The organism is Amycolatopsis orientalis (assembly GCF_000943515.2).
In the GTDB taxonomy this organism is placed as follows: Bacteria; Actinomycetota; Actinomycetes; order Mycobacteriales; family Pseudonocardiaceae; genus Amycolatopsis; species Amycolatopsis orientalis.
The window spans coordinates 216,239-237,112 of sequence record NZ_CP016174.1 but is presented as its reverse complement, the minus strand read 5'-3'; the positions used below and the strand labels follow the sequence as shown (position 1 = coordinate 237,112).

Here is a 20,874-nt window from a genome sequence, read left to right as displayed (position 1 = left end):
TCTCCTCCTTTCACGCCGTTTCGCCGATCAGCGGTTGTTCTCATCGAAAAGTTCGCCCTCGAGCGGCAGTTCGCCGCCGACGGGCGGGTCCACCGGGGTGGCCTGCGCCTCCGGTGCGGGGGCGGCCGCGGGGGCCGCACCCGGTTCGTGATCGGTGACCCCGACCAGCGCGGCACGGAGCACGCGCTCGCCGAAGCGGTAACCGCGGCGCATGACCGTGGTGACCGTCGGGCCCGCGACGTCCGGCGAGGTGCTGTGCTGGACGGCTTCGTGCACGCTCGGGTCGAAGGCTTCGCCCTCGGCGCCGAACGGCTCGAGTCCCGACCGCTGCAGGCTGGCGACCAGCTTCTCGCCGACCGCCTTGAAGGCACCCGTCAGATCGCCGTGCTGCTCCGCACGCTCGAGGTCGTCGAGCAGCGGGAGCAGGTCGCCGACGACCGACGCCTTCGCGCCGGCGACGACCTGCTCGCGGTCACGGTCGACCCGCTTGCGGTAGTTGGCGTACTCCGCCTGGAGCCGCTGAAGGTCCGCGGTGCGTTCCGCCAGCTCCTTCTCCAGACCGGTGGCCACCGATACCGAATCGTCCACAATGGAGTCCCCGAGGCCGGGGCCCGCGTGCGCCGCTTCGGGCGCCGCGGGCTCCTCGGTCGGAGCGGCGTGCTTCGGGCCGTCCTGGGGCTCGGACGCCGGGGCGGCCTGGCGGACCTCACCGGTCAGCGGATCGATCCGCCGACGGTCCCGCACGACCACCGGTTCGTCCGGGCCCCGGCCCTCGGTTTCGTCGTAGCGTTCGGTCACTTCTTGTCCTTCTCGTCCTCTTCGACGATCTCGGCGTCGACCACGTCGTCGGCCTTGGCCTGCGAACCGGCACCGGCACCGGCACCGGTGGCGCCTTCACCGGCGGCGGCACCGTCGGCGGCGTTCCCGGCCGCGTTGGCGTAGAGCGCGGTGCCGAGTTCCTGCGAAGCGGTGTTCAGCTTCTCGATGGACTCACGGATCTTCGCCGAGTCGGTGCCCTTGAGCGCCTCGTTGGCCTCGTCGATCGCGGTCTTCACCTTGCCCTTGAGCTCGTCGGGCAGCTTGTCCTCGTTGTCCTTGACGAACTTCTCGGTCTGGTAGACGAGCGTCTCGGCCTGGTTGCGGGTCTCCGCTTCCTCGCGACGCTTCTTGTCCTCCTCGGCGTGCGCCTCGGCGTCCTTGACCATGCGCTCGATGTCGTCCTTCGGCAGCGCGGAGCCACCGGTGATCGTCATCGACTGCTCCTTGTTCGTGCCGAGGTCCTTCGCGGTCACGTGCACGATGCCGTTGGCGTCGATGTCGAAGGTGACCTCGATCTGCGGCACGCCACGCGGGGCGGGCGGCAGGCCGGTCAGCTCGAACATGCCGAGCTTCTTGTTGTGCGCCGCGATCTCGCGCTCACCCTGGAACACCTGGATCTGCACCGACGGCTGGTTGTCGTCCGCGGTGGAGAAGATCTCCGAACGCTTGGTCGGGATCGTGGTGTTGCGCTCGATGAGCTTGGTGAACACGCCGCCCTTGGTCTCGATGCCCAGCGAAAGCGGGGTCACGTCGAGCAGCAGGACGTCCTTGACCTCACCCTTGAGCACACCGGCCTGCAGCGCCGCGCCGACCGCGACGACCTCGTCCGGGTTCACGCCCTTGTTCGGCTCGCGGCCGCCGGTCAGCTCCTTGACCAGTTCGGCGACGGCGGGCATCCGGGTGGAACCACCGACGAGCACGACGTGGTCGATGTCGCCGACGGCGATCCCGGCGTCCCGGATGACGTTGTTGAACGGCGCCTTGGTGCGGTCCAGCAGGTCCGAGGTGATCTTCTGGAACTCGGCGCGGGAGAGCTGCTCGTCGAGGAACAGCGGGTTCTTGTCCGCGTCCACGGTGATGTACGGCAGGTTGATGCTGGCGGAGTTCGAGCTGGACAGCTCGATCTTCGCCTTCTCCGCCGCCTCGCGGATGCGCTGGAGCGCCATCTTGTCCTTGGTCAGGTCGATGCCGCTGGACGACTTGAACTTGTCGACCAGCCAGGTGACGATGCGCTCGTCCCAGTCGTCACCACCGAGGTGGTTGTCACCGGAGGTCGCGCGGACCTCGACGACGCCCTCGCCGATCTCCAGCAGCGAGACGTCGAACGTACCGCCACCGAGGTCGAAGACCAGGATGGTCTGTTCCTTCTCGCCCTTGTCGAGGCCGTACGCCAGCGCCGCCGCGGTGGGCTCGTTGACGATGCGGAGCACGTTCAGGCCGGCGATCTGCCCGGCCTCCTTGGTGGCCTGCCGCTGCGCGTCCTCGAAGTAGGCCGGGACGGTGATGACCGCGTCGGTGATGGTCTCGCCCAGGTACGCCTCGGCGTCGCGCTTGAGCTTCATCAGCACCCGGGCGCTGATCTCCTGCGAGGTGTAGGCCTTGCCGTCGATCTCGGTCTTCCAGTCGGTACCGATGTGCCGCTTGACCGACCGGATGGTCCGGTCGACGTTCGTCACGGCCTGGTTCTTCGCCGGCTGACCTGTCAGCACTTCGCCGTTCTTGGCGAAGGCGACGATGGACGGGGTGGTGCGTGAACCTTCCGAGTTGGCGATGACCGTCGGCTCGCCGCCCTCAAGGACAGCGACGACCGAGTTGGTCGTGCCGAGGTCGATGCCGACCGCTCGCGCCATGGTGTGTTCCTCCTGCTATTCGTGACCTGCACGTTCACGCCCACCTTGAGTGGGCGCCACGCAAGTTCTATCGGGATGGTGCGGCTTCCGTCAAGCTGGACTTGAGCCGCCTGCACTCAACCTTGTACCCGGCTCAACGAGCGACCCGGGCGTCTTGTTCCCGGCCTACCGGCAGACCGTGCCCGGAGCCGGTGTGACCCCGCTCACCAGGTACTTCACCTCTTCGGTGCGCACGCAGCCCGAGTTGAGCAGCCCCGTGTGCCCGTATCCGGCGTCGACCAGCAACATCGAGTTCTCGATGTTCCGCGCGAGCCCCTTCGCCCACACCAGCGGCGTCGCCGGATCGTGTTCGCCGCCGACCACGAGGATCGGCGCCGCGCCCCGCACGTGCTGTGGCCGCGGCAGGTACGCGGAGGCCACCGGCCAGCCCGCGCAGCCGCTCGCCATGTCCCAGAACTCGGAGTAGCGCCAGCTGTGCGGCGCGAGGGCCTTCACCAGCCCCTGCATCGCCTTCATGTCGGCGTAGGAGGTGAAGGGCGAGCCGAAGTCGTGGCAGCCGATCGCGCGGTACGCGCCGTACGACGGGTCCAGCTGCGCGTAGGGCAGCAGCCCGTCCGCGTTCCCCGCCCTCGCGGCTTCGACCGCCTTCGCCAAGTCCGGCCAGAACATCGGCAGGATGATCGAGCCGTACAGGCCCGACGCCATCTCCTCGGCGGTCACGTTCCGCCCGAGTTGCTTCGACGGGACACCGCCGGGCGTCCGCATGAGGGCGTCGTAGGTCGCGATGACGTCCTTGCCGCGAAGCACGCACTCGTCCGAAGTCGTGCACCACTTCGCGAAGTCGTTGAGCGCGCCTTCGGTCGCGATGGCCTCGTCGAGGACCGCCTGCCGCGTCGGCCGGGAGTGGTCGACGGCCCCGTCGAGCACCATCGCCCGGATCCGCTTCGGATACTTCTCCGCGTAGGCGGCGCCGAGTTCGGAACCGTAGGAGACGCCGAGCCAGTTCACCTTCGGCTCGCCCAGCGCGATCCGGATCGACTCGATGTCGTCGGCGGCGCTCCAGGTGTCCACATGGGTCAAACCCGGTCCTGTCCTCTTGAGACACTCGGCACCGGAAACGCGGTTGTGCGCGATGAGCTTTTCGTAGTCGGCACGGCTCTTCGGGAACCGGCTGACCGCGGGGTCGTGCAGATCCGGACCACAGGTGATCGCGGGGGTGCTCGCCCCGACACCCCGTGGGTCGAAGCCGATGACGTCGAACCGCTGCCGGACCTCGGCCATTTCCGGCTTGTCCAGCGCGAACCCCTGACCGCCGTACTTGAGGACGGTGACCCCGGAGCCGCCCGGCCCGCCCGGGTTCGTCAGCAGGGAGCCGACGCGGCGCGCGGGATCGGTCGCGGGCAGTTTCGCCAGCGCGATCGAGAAGACGCCGCTCACCTGGAGCTTCGCGCATTCCAGCGTCGGCGCGTACTCGGTCGCGCAAGGTTTCCAGTCGATCCCGGGCGCGGCGGACGCGGGCATCGCGGAAAGCGGCAGCAGGGTCAGCGCCGTGAGCGCGGCGAGCGTCTTCATGCGGTCTTCACCGTGACCTTGCCGGTGCCCGCGGTCAGGTCCAGGACGTTCGGCGACGCCTGGTCCTGCCGTACGCCGCCGGTCTCGACGCCGCCGACCTCCGACTTCGCGCGGACCTGGTACGCGCCGTCCGGGACGGTGACGGTGATCTTGCCGACCTCGGCGTTCGCGGTGACCGCGCCGGGTTTGGCGAGCCCGACCTCGATGTCGCCGGTGCCGGTGCGCAGGTTCACCGGCCCGGAGGAACTCAGTACCTTGAGATCCCCGACGTCGCCGTGCAGATCGACCGACGCCGCGCGGGTGAGCGTGATCTTCCCGGTGCCGATCCCGCCGGAGATCGCCAGCTCACGCGGGACCACGACCTCGTAGTCCACGCCGCACTGGCTACAGCCGCCGAGTACCAGCGTGCCGTTCTCGACGCTGTACGTCTTGCCGGGATGACGTCCGGTGTAGGTGACCTGGCGGTGCAGCGAGACCGGTGCGCCGTCCTCGACCCGGAGCGTGACCCCGCCGACCGGGACGTCGACCCGGATCGCGGTGATCTGCTCGGTGACGGGTGTGCCGTCGCTCAGCGTCTCGCGGTTTTCGGTTGTGCAGCCGACGATCCCGAAGGCCGTCAGCGCGCCGAGTGCGAGCGCGCCGAGGACGCGCTTCTCCTTGTTCCCCATGAGAAAGTGTTTCCCCCGATAAAGTCCGTCAGGCCGCGTTGACCTTGACGCTTCCGCTGTCGGTGTTGAGATCGAGCTTGTGCGGAGCCGAACCGGACTGGTTCACGCCGATTTCGCGGTGGCCGCTGTCGGTGGTGCCGGTGACGTTGTAGTCGCCCGAGGGCACGGTGACCTCGATCGAACCGCTGTCGCTCCGGGCCGTGACGTCGGAGCCCTTGATCAGTTCGAGTTCGATGCGGCCGCTGTTGGCACGCGCTTCGACGTTGCCGCCGAGCCGTTCCCCCTTGATGGCCCCGGAACTCGCGTGGACATCGACGTCCTGCCCGATGTTCTTGAGTTCGACGCGACCGGAGCCGGCCTTGACCTTCACCGTGCCGGGGACGTCGCGGACCTCGACGCGCCCGGAATCGACCGTTATGTCCACAGTGGACATCCCGGCGATCTCCACCGCGCCCGAGTCGACCTTTCCGGTGACCGGGATGCCCGCCGGGACGACCACGTCGTAGTCGACCTCGCAGCTGGTGCCACAGCCGGCGAGGACCAGGACGTCGCCGTCCATGCGGTAAGCGTCACCGGGCTTGTTCCAGCGGTATGAAAACTCCTGGTGGACCTTCGCCGGACCGGAACCCGTGGTGATCTTCACGGCGCCCTCGTCATTCTCGACGCGGACACTCTTGATCGACTGGGTCAGCTCGGCGGTCGCCTCCGCGTCGGACGGCCACCACCAGCCGAGGCCGGTGAGGACACCGACGCCGATCAAGGCGATGCCTCCGATTGCGAGGAGTGGGCGCGCCATGGTCTTGAGTCCCTCCAGAGCAGGTTTTCGTGTGTCTCGACGCTAAGGCCCGCGCGCCGGGATGGACATAGGGGTAACCCCCGGATTCGTCCCTGATCCCGCACCGGGGTCCTCGGGGTCATAACCTGGCGGGGTCATCGGTTCCACGATCAGGAGGACGCATGCCGCAGGCACCCGATCCGTACGACTTCCTGCCCGATCTGCCTGCCTTCACCTTGAGCAGCAACGACATCGAGGAAGGCGGCTTCCTGCCGACGCCGCAGCTGTCCGGGATCTTCGGCGCGGGCGGCGAGGACCGCTCCCCGCAGCTGTCCTGGGAGGGCTTCCCCGCGGAGACCAAGAGTTTCGCCGTGACCTGCTACGACCCGGACGCCCCGACGGCGAGCGGGTTCTGGCACTGGGCGGTGTTCAACATCCCCGCCTCGGTGACAGCGCTCGCGGCGAACGCCGGCGACGAAGCCGGGTCCGGCCTGCCGAAGGGCGCCATCACCCTGAAGGGGGACGGCGGCGTGAAGCAGTTCCTCGGGGCCGCCCCGCCGCCCGGACACGGACCGCACCGGTACATCTTCGCGGTGCACGCCGTCGACGTCGAGAAGCTGGAAGTCGGCGAAGACGCTACGCCTGCCTTCCTGGGCTTCAACCTCTTCAGCCACGCGATCGCGCGGGCGACCCTTACGGCCCTGCACGAGAACAAGGGCTGAGGGGGCTCTTCCGGTCAAGTGTCATGAGGGGTCCCCATAGGACGAAATTCGTCCTATGGGGACCCCTTATGACACTCCGGCACCCACGAGCGCGCTAGACCCGCCCACCGGGCCGAGGCCGCTCCATGTACTGGCCGTCCGCCGGATCCCCGAAGCCGAACGGGCGGTACAGCTCGTGCGCGTCGGCGGTGTGCAGCATCCACCGGAACTCCGCACCCGGCCCGTTGTCGACCATCTCCCGCACCAGCTCCTTGCCGAGCCCGGCACCGCGCGCGTCCTCGACGACGAACACGTCCGCGAGGTAGGCGCTGCCGATGGTGTCGGAGAACGCCCGCGCGAACCCGACCAGACGGCCACTCGAAATCTCGTACGCGCCCACGACGCGCCACGCGTTCCTGACGACCTTCTCGACCATCTCCCGATCGCGCCACTTGCCCCAGTAGGCGCCGGTGGAGAGGAACTTCCACACCGCGTCGAGGTCCACCCGTGCCGGGTCGTCATCCAGTTCGTAAGCGCCGACAGTCCTCATGAGCCGAAAGTTACCCGGCGGGTCAACGCGGTTTCAGCAGGTAATCCACCACCGGCCGCAGCTCCTCCGCGGACGGTGGCTCGTCGTCGATCAGGCCCTGGATCAGCAGGCCGTCGATCCCGGCGAGGAAAACCCGGAACGCGACCTCGTCGTCGTGCCGGACCATCGAGGTCAGCACGTCCAGCCAGCGCCGCGCGGCGGGCCGCAGTTCGGGTTTCCGCGCGGCCAGCAGGTACAGCTCGTACTCCGCCATCGTCCGGCCCCGGCGCGGGCCGAGCGCCTGGGCGAGCAGCCCGGCGACCTCTTCGGCACCGCGGCTGCCGCGGGAACGGGCCCTGTCGATCATCCAGTAGACCTCGGTCGCCATATCCCTCGCGCACGAGATGAGGGTCGCGATCAGGAGGTCGTCGAGGCTGGAGAAGTGATACGTCGTCGAAGCTGTCGGCACGCCCGCCTCGGCGGCGACCGTCCGGTGGGTGACCCCGGCGACGCCGTCCCGCTCGATCACCCGCAGAGCGGCCGCGATGATCTCCTCGCGCCGCTTCTCGCCCCGCGCCTTCCGGCCGTCGACCTGGATCTTCACTTAGTGCGCGCTCCCTGCCTCGATCAACACGACGCCGCCGATCACCAGTACCAGCCCGCTGATCACCGCGAGGTTGACCGGCTCCTTGAAGAACACGATGCCGACGGCCGCCACCAGCGCGACACCGGCCGCGGCCCAGATCGCGTAAGCGACGCTCACCGGCACGCCGGCCTTCAGAACGTACGCGAGGGCGACGAACGCGATGGCGTATCCGGCCACCACGACGATCGACGGGCCCACCTTGCTGAAGCCTTCGGAGAGTTTCAACGACACCGTCGCGGATACCTCCGCGGCGATGGCCAAAGCGAGAAGAAGGTACGCACCCATATGACAAAAACTACCTGGACGATCGTCTTAAAACAAAGAGAGGTGTACACCACATCGGTGGGACTTGGGCGCGGTCAGTGGGTTACCCATCAGTAAGAAGCATTAGTCTGCCCGAACCACCACACCGCTTCACTCGGACGAAAGGCACCCGACGATGGGCGCTGTACAGCTGACGCTCGGCGGGATCGCGGTCCTGCTCGGCGTCGTCGCCTGGGGAATGTTCTTCGCGACCATCGCCCGCTTCGTGCGGGTGATCCGCCTCGGTCAGCCGGACTCGACCCGCAACGGGCCGTTCATGCCGCGGATGAAGACCTTGATCAAGGAATTCGCCGCGCACACCCGCATGAACAAGGTCAAGAGCGTCGGCCCGGCGCACTGGCTGGTCATGTGGGGCTTCCTGATCGGGTCGCTCGCCCTGTTCGAGGCGTACGGCGAGGTGTTCGTTCCCACCTGGGGCTGGCCCATCCTCGACGACTGGTCGGTCTTCCAGCTGCTCATGGAGCTGCTCGGGGTCGGCACCATCGTCGGCATCCTGGTGCTGATCTGGGTCCGCCAGAAGAACCACCCGCGCCGCGCCGACCGGCAGTCCCGCTTCCAGGGCTCCAACTTCAAGTGGGCGTACTTCATCGAGGCCGTCGTGCTCATCGAGGGCATCGGCATCATCGGCGTCCGCGCCGCGAAGTCCGCGCTGAACGTCCACGAGACCCCGGTCTGGGCCGCGTTCGTCTCGCATCCGATCGGTGAGCTGCTGCCCGCCAGCCCGAACCTGGTGTCGGTGTTCGCGTTCGTCAAGCTGATGAGCGCCACGATCTGGCTGTTCGTCATCGCGCGCACGATGACCATGGGCATCGCCTGGCACCGCTTCAGCGCCTTCTTCAACATCTACTTCAAGCGCGAGGCCGACGGAGGCGTCGCACTGGGCGCGCTCAAGCCGATGATGAGCAACGGCAAGGTGCTCGACCTCGAAGAGGCAGACCCGGACGAAGACACCTTCGGCGTCGGCAAGATCGAGGACTTCACCTGGAAGGGCTGGCTCGACTTCTCGACCTGCACGGAATGCGGCCGCTGCCAGTCGCAGTGCCCCGCGTGGAACACCGGTAAGCCGCTTTCGCCGAAGCTGCTCATCACCCAGCTTCGCGACCACGCCTACGCGAAGGCGCCGTACCTGCTGGCGGGCGGCAAGCGCGACATGGCCGGTGACGAGGTCGGCTTGTCGGGCGACAACATGTACGCGGGCATCGACGTCCTCGCCATCGCGGAGTCCCAGAAGGCCCTCATCGGCGACGACGGCGGTGTCATCGACCCCGACGTGCTGTGGTCCTGCACCTCCTGCGGCGCCTGCGTCGAGCAGTGCCCGGTGGACATCGAGCACGTCGACCACATCGTCGACATGCGCCGCTACCAGGTGATGATCGAGTCCTCGTTCCCCAGCGAGCTCAACGGGATGTTCAAGAACCTGGAGAACAAGGGCAACCCGTGGGGCCAGAACGCCAAGGACCGGCTCGCCTGGACCGAGGAGCTCGACTTCGAGGTGCCGGTGTTCGACGGCGACCTCGGCGACACCGAATACCTCTTCTGGGTCGGCTGTGCCGGCGCGTTCGAGGACCGCGCGAAGAAGACCACACGCGCCGTCGCCGAACTGCTGCACATCGCGGGCGTGAAGTACACGGTGCTCGGCTCCGAGGAGTCCTGCACGGGTGACCCGGCCCGCCGCGCGGGTAACGAGTTCCTGTTCCAGATGCTCGCGCAGCAGAACGTCGAGATCCTGAACTCGGTGTTCGAGGGCCGCGAACGCAAGGAGCGCAAGGTGGTCGTCACCTGTGCCCACTGCTTCAACACGCTCGCGAACGAGTATCCGGAACTGGGCGGCCAGTTCGACGTCGTGCACCACACGCAGCTGCTCAACCGCCTGGTGCGGGAGAAGCACCTGACCCCGGTCGCCCCGGTCGCCGAGGACGTCACCTACCACGACCCCTGCTACCTGGGCCGCCACAACAAGGTCTACGACGCTCCGCGTGAGCTCGTCGGCGCTTCGGGCGCGCAGCTGCGGGAGATGCCGCGACACGGTGACCGCTCGATGTGCTGTGGCGCGGGCGGCGCGCGGATGTGGATGGAAGAGAAGATCGGCAAGCGGATCAACGTCGAACGCGTGGACGAGGCGCTCGGCACCGCGCCGTCGAAGATCGCGACCGGTTGCCCGTTCTGCCGCGTGATGCTCACCGACGGCGTGACAGCGCGCCAGAGCGACGGTCAGGCGAGCGAGAAGGTCGAGGTCGTCGACGTCGCCCAGCTGCTGCTGACCGCGGTCAAGCGCAAGCCGGAGCCGCAGCTGGTGCCGTCGGGCGCCCCGTCGCTGGACGGCGTCTCGGATGCCGAACTCGACGGAAAGGCCGACACGCCCACCGACGAAACGGCCACCGGCACGCCACTGCCCGAGGAAGACAAGTAGCACGTCAAGGCCCGAGGGGACATTTTCTCGCACATAATGCGAGAGAATGTCCCCTCGTGTTTTATCTGGACCAGACCATTCCGTTCCCTTACCCGTTCGGCGGTACACCGCGACGATAAGCTGGCGTTTCCTCGTTGCCGTTGTCGTCCGCGAGGTTCCTTTCGGCGACGCAGAAATGGGGCGAGGAAATCAATGGGCAACCGTCACGAACTCCGTCCGGGCAGGGAACACCGCCTCGCGATGCCGGGATCGTCGGCCCCTCGTCCGCTCAGCCGCCTGCCGTCGACCGCGGCACTCGCCCGGATGGCGCAGGAGGCGACCATCCCCAGTATCCCGGCCGCCCGGCGGCCCCCGCGACAGCAGCAGCAACGCACGCGCGTCCGCCCGTACGTCCGCACGGGCGGACGCACCCAGTCCAAGCGGAACTTCGCCATCGAAGCGATGATTTCCGTCCGGACGGACGCCCCCTGGAACGCGCCGGGGTTCAGCGTCGAATTCCATTCGGTCCGGTCACTGTGCCGTCGTCCGACTTCGGTCGCCGAAGTGGCCGCGTCCTTAAGCGTTCCACTCGGCGTTGCAAAGGTCCTTTTGGGTGATATGGCCGAACTCGGTTTGGTCACCGTTCATGAAACGCAGGCTGAATTCGACGGTCATCCGGCACTCGCCTTGATGGAACGCGTCCTGCAGGGTTTGCGTCGTCTGTGAGATCGCCGCACTCGCACTACGCTACGCAAGGTGAGTGAAGAATCCGGTGGCGAAAGCACCCTGACCGTAGTGCTGGCGGGCGGGGTCAACCTCGCCATCGCGGTGCTGAAACTGATCGCCGGGATCATCACCGGCTCCGGCGCGATGCTCTCGGAAGCAGCGCATTCGGTGGCCGACACGATCACCGAGGTCCTCCTGCTGACCGCGCTGAAACGCTCGGACCGCCCCGCCGACCGCGTCCACCCGTTCGGCTACGGCAAGGAACGGTACTTCTGGTCGCTGCTCGCGGCGGTGTCGATCTTCGCCTCCGGGGCGATGTTCGCGTTGTACGAAGGCTTCTCGACGGTGTTCGGTGAGGAGACCGACCAGACCGATCCGATCGTCGGCTACATCGTCCTCGCGATCGCCTTCGTCCTCGAGTCCGTCTCGTGGGTCCAGGCCGTGCGGCAGGTGCGGCGTGATGCCGCCGAAGCGGGTCAGAAGGTGTCCGTCTACCTGCGGATGATCGACGACCCGGCGCCGAAGACCGTGCTGTTCGAGGACTCGGCCGCGTTGATCGGGCTGCTGCTCGCCTTCGCCGGCATCGGCCTGCACCAGCTGACCGGCTCGCACGTCTGGGACGGCGCGGCGTCGATCGCGATCGGCGTGCTGCTGGCGCTCGTCGCCTATGTGCTCGGACGCACCAACCGCGGCCTGCTGATCGGCAGGCAGGCCGATCCGCGGCTGGTGCGCGGGCTCCGGGATCACCTGGTGGCCGCGCCCGAGATCGAGGCCGTCGTCGATCTGCAGACCATGCTGATGGGCACCGATCAGGTGCTCGTCTGCGCCCGTGTCGACTTCGACGACGCACTCGGCGCGGCCGACCTCGAACGCGCCTGCGTCCGGCTGGCGACCGAGCTGACGGCGGCCTTCGGCGATGTCACCGAGGTGTTCATCGAACCGGTCCCGCGTACGGATCCCGAGCTGCGCGCGGCGGTACTGGCCCGCTACGGCGACATCGCGCAGCGATGGGACAAGGGTCAGTAGCCGAAGTTCTGCGTCCAGTACATGCCCTTGGTGTTCACGCCGACGCCGATCTTCTTCAGCTTGCAGTTGAGGATGTTGGCGCGGTGACCCTCGGAGTTCATCCACGCTTCCATCACCTTCGCGGCCGTCGACTGGCCCTTGGCGATGTTCTCGGCGCCGGGCTTGTCGTAGCCGGCGGCCCGGATGCGCTGGTCGAAGGTCACGCCCTCCGGGGTGGTGTGCGAGAAGTAGTTCCGCTCGGACATGTCGTCGCTGTGCCCCTGCGCCGCGGCGGCGAGATGCGACTCGTTGCTCACCGGGGAGCAGCCCGCGTCGGCGCGCTCGGAGTTGACGAGATCGATGACCTGACCGGCGAGGGAGCTGTCCTGCGAGCGAGGCGGCTTCGGCGGCTCACTGGAAGGCGGCTTCGGTGCCTCGGAGGGCGGGGCAGGCGGCTCGGCCGGAGCGGAGGACGAGCTGGGCGGGGCCGAGGAAGACGTTGGGGCCGCCGAAGACGACGACGGAGCGGCAGTACCGGGTGCGGGGCCGCCTGGCGCCGGAGCGGACGTCTGACCGAAGTAGGCGGGCGGCTTCGCGAGGGCGTCGCCGGGTCTGCCCTTGGTGTCGGGAACGCTCAACGACAGGTTGCTCAGCGCAGTGCCCTGGAACCGGTCGGTCACCATCAGGTAGCTCGCGCTGGCGATCACGCCGCCCAAAAGGAAGCTGAGCGTGACCAACAGTAACCGGGTTCTTGTTCTATTGGGGGACACGGGGCCGAAAACTATCACGAACTGGTTACGGCAATACCCCCGAAAGTAGTAATACCGCTCAGCGGTGGTGGCCGGTGAGCCGCTGGGTCGACTCGTTCGTGATCGCCGCCGCGTCGGCCAGGAACCGGAGCACCGTCTCGAGTTCACCGTCCGTGTACTTCTCGCAGGCCTCGCGCACCGACTTCACCAAGTGATCCCACAACGGGGCGGCGTCGGCCATCCGCGCCCCGTCGATCTCGATGAGCACCTTCCGCCGGTCTTCGGGATGCGGCTTCCGCGCGACGATCCCCTTGCCTTCGAGCCTGTCGATGAGCGCGGTGATCGAGGCGGGCGCGAGCCCGGAGAGCTGCGAGAGCGCCTTCGGCGTCTGCGGACCGAAGCGGGCGAGGTAGTCGGTCACCTTGCTTTCGACGGCCGAAAGCCCGCTCTGCTCGGCGATCGCCGTGTGGAACATGACCGTCTCGGTCGACAACGCACGCGACCCGTTGAGGATCCGCTCGACCAGTTCCGCTCGCTCACTTGACACGCCGTCCAGCCTAGCGGAGTCTTTAGTTCGATAGAACGAATTAGTTTCTAAGAGATTCGATGGGGTGAACGACATGGCGAAGGTACTGATCGCCGGTGGGGGTATCGCGGGCACGATCACGGCGATCGCACTGCACGAGACGGGCCACGAACCGGTGGTCCACGAGGCGTACGACCGGACCGCGGAAGGGGTCGGGGCGTTCCTGACCCTCGCGGTGAACGGGCTCGACGCGCTGGCCCCGCTGAACCTGAAAGACGTGGTCAAAGGCCTGGGCTTCGACACACCGCGGATAAAGATGCGGCTGGGGAACGGACGGGAAGTGGCGGAACTACCGCTGGGCGGGCCGCTGGAGGACGGCACCGTGAGCCAGACCGTGCTCCGCTCCGACCTCTACCTCGGCCTGCGCGACGAAGCCATCAGACGCGGCATCGAGGTCCACTACGGCAAGCGTTTGACCGGCGCGCGGGAGACCGGTGACGGCGTGCGCGCGACGTTCGACGACGGTTCGTCGGCGGAAGGCGAGCTGCTGGTCGGCGCGGACGGGCTCCGGTCGCGGGTGCGGCGGATCATCGACCCGCAGGCGCCGTCGCCGCGCTACGTGCCGCTGCTGAACACCGGCGGGGTGGCCGAGGGCCTGCGGCTGGACGGCGAACCCGGTGTCATGCACATGACCTTCGGCAAGCGGCTGTTCTTCGCCCACGTCATCCATCCGGACGGCGGCGTCTGGTGGTTCGCGAACGTCCCCCGGAAGCAGGAGCCGTCCCCCGCCGACCTCGCCGCGATGACCGGCGACGCCTGGCGCGGCGACCTGATCCGGCAGCTCGCGGTGGACCGCACCCCCGCCGTCGAGATCGTGCGCGCGACGCGGGAGGTCTACCGGCCGTGGGCGACGTACGACTTCCCGAGCGTGCCGACCTGGCGGACGGACCGGATGGTGATCATCGGCGACGCCGCCCACGCGACCTCACCGGCGGCGGGCCAGGGCGCCTCGATGGCCATCGAAGACGCCGTCACGCTGGCGCGATGCCTGCGTGACCTCCCTTCGATCCCGAAGGCGCTCGCCGCCTACGAAGAACTGCGACGCGAACGCGTGGAGGCCGTCGTCGAGCGCGGTAAGCGCAACGGCGACTCGAAGGCGGCCGGCCCCGTCGGCCGGGTGATCCGGGACTTCTTCATCACGCGGGCGTTCAAGAACCCGCCGGAAGAGGATCCGAACGCCTTCATGTGGCGGCACCGGATCGACTGGGAAGCGCCCGCCTTGGGTTAGCGCCAGGTGTCCACGCGGTGGAAGTTCTTGTACGCGCGGCTCGGGGTCGGTCCCCGCTGGCCCTGGTAACGCGAGCCGGCCTCGTTCGAGCCGTACGGGAACTCCGCCGCGCTGGACAGGCGGAAGATGCAGAGCTGGCCGATCTTCATCCCGGGCCAGAGCGTGATCGGCAGGTTCGCCACGTTCGAGAGTTCGAGCGTGATGTGGCCGGAGAAGCCCGGGTCGATGAAGCCCGCCGTGGAGTGGGTGAGCAGGCCGAGGCGGCCGAGGGACGACTTGCCCTCCAGACGGCCGGCGAGGTCGTCGGCCAGCGTCACGGTCTCATAGGTGGAGCCGAGGACGAACTCGCCAGGGTGGAGGACGAAGGGGTCTTCGCCCTCCTTCTCGACCAGCGACGTCAGTTCGTCCTGCTGGAGCTGCGGGTCGATGTGCGTGTACTTGCTGTTGTCGAACACGCGGAAGAAGCGGTCGAGGCGCACGTCGATGCTCGACGGCTGGACCATCGTCGGGTCGAACGGGTCGACACCGAGACGGCCGGCGTCGAGCTCTTTACGGAGGTCACGGTCGCTGAGGAGCACCCGGTCAGCGTAGTCAAGCGGCCTTCATGTGCCTGCCGTAGGTCGGGTCGAGCCGGAACACCTTGGTGACCTGCCGCAGATAATGGCGCCGCCCGGCCGCCCCGATCCGCTCCTGGAGTGCCGTCGCCCCCGGCACCAGCCGCCGGACGGTCTCGGCGGCGAAGTTGGCGCCCGCCACCGCGACCACGGCCGCCTGCGCGAGCGGATCGTCGGGCAGCTCCAGGAAGTCGGCGTTGCTCTTGCCGAGCAGCAGCCTGCTGATCGCCCCGTGCCCCGCGACCGACACGTGCGCGAGCACCTTGCCGAACGCGCCCCGGCCCTCGCCGATCCCGGCGTGTGCCTTCATGAGCGCCGCGGCGAGCCGTTTCGAGTCGTCGTCCGGGATGAACTCGGTGGTGGCGAGCAGCCACAGCAACCGCCAGGCGTCGTCCTCCCCGGCGGGCAGGAGTTCCTCGTCGACACCCATCAGCCAGCCGACGTAACGCCAGAGATGCAGGATGTCGGCGCGCTCGCGGGCGCTGTAGCGGAGTCCGAGCAGTTGCGTGCCGAAGACGTAGACAAGGGAGAAGAGGAGGAGAGTGCCCGCGGTCTGGACCTGGTTGACCGGCCTGTCCCAAGCGGCGTAATCCCAGTCCTCGCGGCGATTCATCGCGGCGCGGACATGCGCGTGCACCACCCGCACCCGCAAGGCGGACTCGTACCCGTGCCCACCGGGCACAAGCGCTCCCGGCGTGGTCACGTGGATCCACCACGTCGCAGTCTCGACGAGGCGCCGCGCCGCCTTGTACTCGATCTCGCCCGTCCCGACGAGCGACTTCGTGGCGCGCGACGCGAGGTACCCGCCCATCAACGAGACGTCGCCGAGCGGGAAGAGCCCGAGCAACCCGGCGCGCGTGATCGCCCGCGCCCCGCGCTCCAGCCTGTCCTGGTCGACCCAGTACGGCGTCGCCTCGACGTCACGGAAGAACGCTTCGAGTTCCTTCGGCGCGCCCTCGACGCTGTCGATGCCTTGCCGCAGCGCCTGTTCGAAGGTTTTCCGACCGCCGTTCCGCAGGTAGGGCACCAGCACGTCGACCGCCGGATCCTCCCGCTGCGCGAACTTCCGCAGCCGGGCCACCTGGCGCTCGTCGCCCCTGATGTCGCCCTCGATGAACAGCCTCGACGCGACCCGGAACCCGCCTTGGCGGAACAGCTCGGGATCGGGCAGCCTCTTGTCCATCCGGCTCACCTCCGACGTAGACAACAAGTGTTGTCACTTGGAGGTGGTGGCGTCAAGACAAGGTGGGGTCTTGGCAAGGAGAGATCCGGACCATGTATGCTGGCCGAGCACTGCGGATGTAGTTCAATGGTAGAACATCAGCTTCCCAAGCTGAATACGCGGGTTCGATTCCCGTCATCCGCTCTCCTGCGAAAGCCCCAGGTCAGTGGATGTCCACTGTGGACCTGGGGCTTTCGCTTTGCTTCGGAGTCCCCGATGACCAAGACCTTGCCGGACGATCTCCGCGCCGACGTCCAGACGCTCTGGGACTACCACGACATGCACCACGAACTCCGGCCCACCGATGTGGGGATCGGGCTCGGCAGCCACGACCTCGGCGTCGCCACCTACACCGCGGAACTGTTCCACGCTGGAATGTTCCCGCTCATCGTCTTCACCGGAGCCAACGCCCCGACGACCGTCGAACGCTTCCCGCGCGGTGAGGCAGTGCACTACCGCGAACACGCGCTTGATCTGGACGTGCCGGATGACGCGATCCTGATCGAACCCGAGGCGCGGAACACCGGGGACAACATCACGCTTACCCGGAAGCTGCTGGAGTCTCGCGGCGTCGAGGTCGGGTCGGTCGTCCTCATCTCACGGCCGTACCAGCAGCGACGCGCCTACGCGACCTGCAAGAAGCTCTGGCCCGAGATCGACGTCATCTGCGCTTCCCGGCCATTACCGCTGGATGACTACGTCGGGAGCATCGGCGACGTGGAGCGCGTGATCAACATGCTGGTCGGCGATACACAGCGGATCACCGTTTACGCCGAACGCGGCTTCGCCATCCAGCAGAAGGTCCCGAACAACGTCACAAACGCGTACGACCGCTTGGTCCAAGAAGGTTTCGCAGAACGCCTGATCTAACGAAAGTGTGTTCGGAGCTGGACCGGAAGAGCACGTACGTCGCGTTCATACGTTGCCATTAAGACACGTTCCACCTGGACCGGGACAGAAACCTTCCTGCACCCTGGAAATCCTTCGAACCTCACGCAGAAAAGATTTAAGTTATAAGAACGACTTCCCCGGGTCGCCCGAATCGAACGGAGCGCCAGCCCCAGACCACATGGAACGTATCTCTACTCAACTCTTCCGCGACTTCACAGTCTTGCCCTCATTTGACCCTTTGCGCCACGCCATAAGTCCCGACATTATCAACATAATCGAGAAAGCTCCAAGCGCCACAAACAGAGTCCATGTGTACCAGGCTTGAGGGCGTCACATGAGCCACATCGGCGCAGAAGCAATGGCAGTTAACAGAAAGGCTGCCGCAAGAGATGGCCAGTTTCGCCACTTCCCCCTCGCATGCGCCTCCTCCATGCCAAGCAGACTATCGATCTGGATCGAAAGCGCCGCCTCGAACTTTCCAACAAGCACGTTTTCGCTGTCCAACGTCAGTTCGCGCAACTTCTCAATCGAGTTCAAATTTTCTTGGATCGAACTTCGTAGACGATTTTCTCTACGTCTTGCCGCGACCAAACCAGCCAGTGCGGCCACCACTGTCGCCACAGACCAGTTAATGTTGAAAAATCCACACGAACTCCGTATAGATAGATCCAGACTAACAGGACGTTGCTTTACACGCCGAAAGCGTGACGCTGCGCAGTCTTACGCAATCACCTCCTTGCACGGTCCTCGGAGGGTCGTCGCTGCGGCAAAATCCGTTACAGCAACGCGTCTAGCATCCGGCATTCGTACAACAGGGGTCTGACTGCTGAGGGGCCGACACGCGAGTAAGCATGTAGCCGGTCTCTACCAGTAGCGACTCTGGCAAGACCAGCAGTTCGAGCATCGAAGGCGGAAGCTCCGTGCAGCGTTCGTGATCATCGTCGTGTCAGTTGCCTACCGCGACCACGGCCCCGTGTCGATCAGAGTCACGCCAACTTACTCGATCCGCCGCCGAGTTCGTGTCGAGCTATCACCTTGGCACGCCGACCGAGATCGCTTTCGCCGTCGAATACACCGACTGTGCGAAAACGACCACGCGGCGACTCGGTGTCCGGCTGCACCTCGGCCAGTTGCCTGAGTGCTGCCAACGCAGCCGACACCGGGTTCCCTCCAGTCGTCATATCCCCATCCCAGCCGCGGTCACGCTCCCCACTCGGGAATGCGGTGTACGCATTGTGCCTGGCGCGCAAGTTCATGTAACGCTGCGTAAGCGTAGTCGAGGTGTCCCCGACGGTGATCAGCGATGGACCGGATTTGTACCGCTCCCTGTTACGTTCCGCACCGTGCCAAGAATCTCGGGTGACAGCACAGCGGTCGCTTTGCTCATCGTGCTGGCGGGCGCGCTGGTACTTCCGCTCTTGCTGTTCGGCGGGATCTTCCTCGCTGTCGGCCTGAACACGGGCGATGAGCCAGGGCCATACACGGTCGTTTTCGCCAAGCCGGGTGACGAATGCGGGCCGAAAGGGCAATACCTCGACGCGTCCACCGGCGAGCCACTGAGGTGCATAGGCGGCGGAATCCGGACGTCGTCTGTCGAATTCCCCGGCTTTTCGCCCGCACAGAACGACGAAGTTCGCAACTGGTTGGCCACGTTGGCGGAGGACGGTGGTTTGAACGTCTTCGACCATCGTTCGGTCCAGGCGAAAATCGACGAGATCGCGGCAGGGTTGCCGCCGGGAACGCGCGTCGAGCGGGAATCCGGCACGACGGAGACCTGGATCGGCGCGGGTTTGGCGGGCGCCGGGCTGCTCTTGGGTTCCGGCTTCGCCCGGCGGTGGTTCCAGAACCGCCGGGCCGGTTATTGATTTCCGAGCGTTGTTACGGTGCGGGACATGGAGATCCGGGGGTTCACGAACGACGACTGGGCGCAGGTGTGGCCGATCGTGCGCGAGGTCGTGCAGGCAGCCGACACTTACACCTACGACCCGAACCTCACCGAGGCCGACGCTCGCCGAACCTGGGTCGAGTCGCCGCCCGGCCGGACGGTGGTCGCGATCGAGGACGGCCGGGTGCTCGGGACGGCGAAGATGGGGCCGAATCGCGCCGGGCCGGGATCGCATGTGGCGACGGCCAGTTTCATGGTGGACAAGGACGTTCGCGGCAAGGGAATCGGCAGTGCGCTGTGCGCGCATGCACTGGAATGGGCGCGGGCGCAGGGTTTCGCGGGGATGCAGTTCAACGCGGTCACCGAGGCGAACGCCGCCGGGATCCGGGTCTACGAGCGGCTCGGGGTCAAGATCGTCGGGACGGTGCCGGGCGCGTTCGAGCACCCGACGCTGGGGCGCATCGGGCTGCACGTCATGTACTGCGACTTCGGCTGAGGGTCAGCCTTCGACGAGTTCCCAAGGGGCGTCGGCGCTGGCGCGGTCGTACACCTGGCCGGGCGCGGCGCTCAGCACCAGCGCGACGTCCGGGTACAGCGTGACGGCGTGCTCCATCTCCAGGGCTTCGACCTCGAAGTCCTCGTTCTCCGGCACCTGGAAGCCGACGAGCAGCCAGGTGCCGTCCGCCTCGCGGACGACCTGGCGCACGGCGCGGGCCGGGGCGGCGGGGTCGGTGGAGATCTCGGCGAGTTCGGCGCTCACCTGCACTTCTTCCAGCGGCGAACCGGGGTGCGTCCACGCCGCGAGGCGGGCGGCGCGCACCAACAGGTCTTCGTCGTCGTCATCGGAGTCGGCGACCGAGCTCAGCAGCCACGCGCGCCGCTCCGGGTCCCAGTCGGCGGCCATGCCGGTGGGGAGGCCGGCGAGCGCGGTGAGTTCGGGGATGAGGTCCACCGCGTCCCGCAGGGGCAGCGAGCCGAACGCGTCGCGGTTGAGTTCCATGTCTTCGGAGAACTCGTTGCCGTCGCTGATGAACCAGTCGCCGTCGTCGTCGAGTACGACGAACGCGAGGTTCGACGGATCCTCCACCAGCGACCGGGAGATGATGACCGGCGACTCCGGATCCTGACGCAGCGGCCAGTTCTCGCTCGACATGCTGGGCTCCCAACGGGGTTGTCCGGCTGTGGGGCACCATCCCACCATCTCCGGCGTCGCCGCCGCGCACCGGCTCAGCCGAAGGGGCGGCGGCGGCCCTCGGTCGCCGGGCGGATCATTCGCTGAGGTCGTACTCGTCGACGTCCAGCGCCGCGGCGGCTTCGGTGAGGAAGGCGAGGACGGCGGGCGAAAGGTGCCAGCCGAACTCCTCGCCGCCGTCGCGGTGATGGAAGTAGCGGACGACCTGCAGTACCGCGCTCGCGCCCTCGTCCACCAGTTTCCGGATTCCCGGGCGGACCGGGGCGAGCCTGCCGATCACGCTCTCGATCTGGTCGTCGACCGGGCCCGGGCCACGATGGGTCACCTTCCACGTGTGCATCCGCGGCAACCGGTGTTCGGCGGACCGTGAACCCAGTACCAGGGCCTCGTCGGGCTGCATGCCGAGCCGCGCGGAGATCTCCCCGGCGGACACGGTTTCGCTCTTCAAAGCGAAGGAGCAGTACTGGTGGACCTTCATACGCCCCGGACCCTAGCTTTCGGGC

Annotated in this window: 23 protein-coding genes and 1 tRNA gene; 9 read left to right on the top strand and 15 right to left on the bottom strand. The window is 67.1% G+C overall.

The genetic code is table 11. The features are described from left to right. Positions 1–27 precede the first annotated feature (27 nt). The 5 genes from grpE to SD37_RS01100 all read right to left on the bottom strand — a co-directional run bounded on the left by grpE (position 28) and on the right by SD37_RS01100 (position 5,705). Positions 28–798 carry a nucleotide exchange factor GrpE gene (grpE, locus tag SD37_RS01120; RefSeq protein ID WP_044849360.1) on the bottom strand — a complete coding sequence of 257 codons (771 nt, stop codon included), beginning with the start codon at positions 796–798 and terminating at the stop codon, positions 28–30. Then, positions 795–2,669, bottom strand: a complete 1,875-nt coding sequence (gene dnaK, locus SD37_RS01115) for a molecular chaperone DnaK (protein ID WP_044849361.1) — start codon at positions 2,667–2,669, stop codon at positions 795–797. Before dnaK ends, grpE begins: the two co-directional genes overlap by 4 nt. A 165-nt stretch (positions 2,670–2,834) precedes the next feature. Beyond that, positions 2,835–4,241: an alpha/beta hydrolase gene (locus SD37_RS01110; protein WP_044849362.1), complete on the bottom strand. Its 1,407-nt coding sequence runs from the start codon at positions 4,239–4,241 to the stop codon at positions 2,835–2,837. Next, on the bottom strand, positions 4,238–4,909 hold the full coding sequence (locus SD37_RS01105) for a DUF4097 family beta strand repeat-containing protein (RefSeq protein ID WP_044849363.1): 672 nt from the start codon (positions 4,907–4,909) through the stop codon (positions 4,238–4,240). The genes SD37_RS01110 and SD37_RS01105 overlap by 4 nt, the downstream gene beginning before the upstream one ends. Before the next feature lie 28 nt (positions 4,910–4,937). Next, positions 4,938–5,705, bottom strand: coding sequence for a DUF4097 family beta strand repeat-containing protein (locus tag SD37_RS01100; protein WP_044849364.1), 768 nt, complete (start codon positions 5,703–5,705; stop codon positions 4,938–4,940). Positions 5,706–5,866: 161 nt separating this feature from the next. Here SD37_RS01100 and SD37_RS01095 point away from each other — a divergent pair, with 161 nt between their 5' ends. Beyond that, positions 5,867–6,406: a YbhB/YbcL family Raf kinase inhibitor-like protein gene (locus tag SD37_RS01095; RefSeq protein ID WP_044849365.1), complete on the top strand. Its 540-nt coding sequence runs from the start codon at positions 5,867–5,869 to the stop codon at positions 6,404–6,406. 94 nt (positions 6,407–6,500) lie between these two features. Here SD37_RS01095 and SD37_RS01090 read toward each other — a convergent pair whose 3' ends face one another. From SD37_RS01090 to SD37_RS01080, 3 genes are read right to left on the bottom strand one after another with little or no spacing between them, the layout of a single operon-like run. Further along, positions 6,501–6,935, bottom strand: coding sequence for a GNAT family N-acetyltransferase (locus SD37_RS01090; protein ID WP_044849366.1), 435 nt, complete (start codon positions 6,933–6,935; stop codon positions 6,501–6,503). A 22-nt stretch (positions 6,936–6,957) separates the two neighbouring features. Beyond that, entirely contained in the window at positions 6,958–7,518 is a 561-nt protein-coding gene (locus SD37_RS01085; protein WP_037307239.1) for a TetR/AcrR family transcriptional regulator, read from the bottom strand. Continuing rightward, positions 7,519–7,845, bottom strand: a complete 327-nt coding sequence (locus SD37_RS01080; protein WP_044849367.1) for a DMT family transporter — start codon at positions 7,843–7,845, stop codon at positions 7,519–7,521. A gap of 154 nt (positions 7,846–7,999) precedes the next feature. Here SD37_RS01080 and SD37_RS01075 point away from each other — a divergent pair, with 154 nt between their 5' ends. The 3 genes from SD37_RS01075 to SD37_RS01065 all read left to right on the top strand — a co-directional run bounded on the left by SD37_RS01075 (position 8,000) and on the right by SD37_RS01065 (position 12,025). Beyond that, positions 8,000–10,294 (top strand): (Fe-S)-binding protein, encoded by a 2,295-nt coding sequence (locus SD37_RS01075; protein ID WP_044849368.1) that lies wholly within the window; start codon positions 8,000–8,002, stop codon positions 10,292–10,294. A 192-nt stretch (positions 10,295–10,486) separates the two neighbouring features. Then, complete coding sequence (locus SD37_RS01070) at positions 10,487–10,999, top strand: DUF742 domain-containing protein (RefSeq protein ID WP_052674778.1); 513 nt, start codon at positions 10,487–10,489, stop codon at positions 10,997–10,999. Between the two features lie 30 nt (positions 11,000–11,029). Beyond that, positions 11,030–12,025 (top strand): cation diffusion facilitator family transporter, encoded by a 996-nt coding sequence (locus tag SD37_RS01065; protein WP_044849369.1) that lies wholly within the window; start codon positions 11,030–11,032, stop codon positions 12,023–12,025. Here the strand turns inward: SD37_RS01065 and SD37_RS01060 are convergent. Together SD37_RS01060 and SD37_RS01055 are read right to left on the bottom strand one after the other, a co-directional pair. Beyond that, the gene (locus SD37_RS01060; RefSeq protein WP_044849729.1) at positions 12,019–12,711 is read right to left on the bottom strand and encodes a CAP domain-containing protein; all 693 of its coding nucleotides are present in this window, start codon (positions 12,709–12,711) and stop codon (positions 12,019–12,021) included. The genes SD37_RS01065 and SD37_RS01060 overlap by 7 nt on opposite strands. A gap of 121 nt (positions 12,712–12,832) precedes the next feature. Then, on the bottom strand, positions 12,833–13,300 hold the full coding sequence (locus tag SD37_RS01055) for a MarR family winged helix-turn-helix transcriptional regulator (protein WP_044849370.1): 468 nt from the start codon (positions 13,298–13,300) through the stop codon (positions 12,833–12,835). Positions 13,301–13,373: 73 nt separating this feature from the next. Between SD37_RS01055 and SD37_RS01050 the strand changes: the two genes are divergently transcribed. Next, on the top strand, positions 13,374–14,567 hold the full coding sequence (locus SD37_RS01050; RefSeq protein WP_044849730.1) for an FAD-dependent oxidoreductase: 1,194 nt from the start codon (positions 13,374–13,376) through the stop codon (positions 14,565–14,567). On the opposite strand, the gene dcd is transcribed toward SD37_RS01050, so the two are convergent. Beyond that, positions 14,564–15,145: a dCTP deaminase gene (gene dcd, locus SD37_RS01045; protein WP_016338162.1), complete on the bottom strand. Its 582-nt coding sequence runs from the start codon at positions 15,143–15,145 to the stop codon at positions 14,564–14,566. The genes SD37_RS01050 and dcd overlap by 4 nt on opposite strands. 13 nt (positions 15,146–15,158) lie before the next feature. Beyond that, positions 15,159–16,364: an oxygenase MpaB family protein gene (locus SD37_RS01040; protein ID WP_044849371.1), complete on the bottom strand. Its 1,206-nt coding sequence runs from the start codon at positions 16,362–16,364 to the stop codon at positions 15,159–15,161. Between the two features lie 112 nt (positions 16,365–16,476). Between SD37_RS01040 and SD37_RS01035 the strand changes: the two genes are divergently transcribed. Continuing rightward, positions 16,477–16,547: transfer RNA gene (locus tag SD37_RS01035), tRNA-Gly, on the top strand. A gap of 72 nt (positions 16,548–16,619) precedes the next feature. Then, positions 16,620–17,273: a YdcF family protein gene (locus tag SD37_RS01030; RefSeq protein ID WP_044849372.1), complete on the top strand. Its 654-nt coding sequence runs from the start codon at positions 16,620–16,622 to the stop codon at positions 17,271–17,273. 351 nt (positions 17,274–17,624) lie between these two features. On the opposite strand, the gene SD37_RS01025 is transcribed toward SD37_RS01030, so the two are convergent. Then, a complete protein-coding gene (locus SD37_RS01025; protein WP_145926498.1) occupies positions 17,625–17,915 on the bottom strand; it encodes a hypothetical protein in 291 nt (96 codons plus the stop codon). A 722-nt stretch (positions 17,916–18,637) separates the two neighbouring features. On the opposite strand from SD37_RS01025, the gene SD37_RS01020 reads away from it, so the two are divergent. Together SD37_RS01020 and SD37_RS01015 are read left to right on the top strand one after the other, a co-directional pair. Further along, positions 18,638–19,159 (top strand): hypothetical protein, encoded by a 522-nt coding sequence (locus SD37_RS01020; protein WP_236725251.1) that lies wholly within the window; start codon positions 18,638–18,640, stop codon positions 19,157–19,159. A 27-nt stretch (positions 19,160–19,186) separates the two neighbouring features. Further along, the gene (locus SD37_RS01015; RefSeq protein ID WP_044849375.1) at positions 19,187–19,675 is read left to right on the top strand and encodes a GNAT family N-acetyltransferase; all 489 of its coding nucleotides are present in this window, start codon (positions 19,187–19,189) and stop codon (positions 19,673–19,675) included. Between the two features lie 3 nt (positions 19,676–19,678). Here the strand turns inward: SD37_RS01015 and SD37_RS01010 are convergent, their stop codons facing one another. Further along, positions 19,679–20,332, bottom strand: coding sequence for a hypothetical protein (locus tag SD37_RS01010; RefSeq protein ID WP_044849376.1), 654 nt, complete (start codon positions 20,330–20,332; stop codon positions 19,679–19,681). A 115-nt stretch (positions 20,333–20,447) separates the two neighbouring features. Beyond that, entirely contained in the window at positions 20,448–20,849 is a 402-nt protein-coding gene (locus tag SD37_RS01005) for a DUF4279 domain-containing protein (RefSeq protein ID WP_044849377.1), read from the bottom strand. Positions 20,850–20,874: the final 25 nt, after the last annotated feature.